Raw genomic sequence first — 706 nt, 5'->3', positions numbered from 1 at the left:
ACCTCGAAAGCGAACAACGCAGGCTGCGTCATCCCCGTCTCGCCCAGCACACCCTCAGGATCGGAGAACATCACCTCACGCAAAGGATGCGGCAACAACGGGTCGAGCACCCGGCAGATCTCGTCCAGCTCAGCGCCGAACACGGGGAACGCCTCGGCCAGCTCCCGGCCCATACCGACCCGCTGACTACCCTGACCGGCGAACAGCAGCGAGACCTTCCCGCCGGAACCGCTCCCCGAGATCACCCCGGAGGGGTCCTCAGCCAGCGCCGCCAGCCCGGCCAGCAGTTCGTCGCGGTCGGCGCCCACGACGACCGCGCGGTGCTCCAGCACGCTGCGGCCGCCGGCCAGCGTCCAGGCGATCCCGGCCGGGTCGTGCTCGGGGCGTTCCGCCACCCACGAGGCGAGCCGCCGGGCCTGCCCGGCCAGCGCCTCGGGACTCTTGGCCGAGATGAGCCAGGGCAGCACCGGCAGAGCCCCGTCGTCGCCCGTGGTTTCCTCGGTCTCGTCGCCCTGTTCGATGATCACGTGGGCATTGGTGCCGCTCACTCCGAAGGAGGAGACGGCGGCGCGGCGCGGACGATCCAGCTCGTCCCAGGAACGGGCCTCGGTCAGCAACTCCACCGCACCCGCCGACCAGTCCACGTGCGGCGACGGCTCATCCACGTGCAACGTGCGCGGCAACCTCCCATGCCGCAACGCCATGA

At 70.8% G+C, this 706-nt stretch carries 1 protein-coding gene; it reads right to left on the bottom strand.

Features of this window, described 5'->3' with window-relative positions:
- Positions 1–665, bottom strand: a 665-nt coding sequence (locus tag E1294_RS52130) for a ketoacyl-synthetase C-terminal extension domain-containing protein (protein WP_220448463.1), incomplete at its 3' end; no start/stop codon positions are given.
- Positions 666–706: the final 41 nt, after the last annotated feature.

Source organism: Nonomuraea diastatica, assembly GCF_004349015.1.
GTDB lineage: Bacteria > Actinomycetota > Actinomycetes > Streptosporangiales > Streptosporangiaceae > Nonomuraea > Nonomuraea diastatica.
This window is presented reverse-complemented; position numbering and strand designations above follow the sequence as displayed.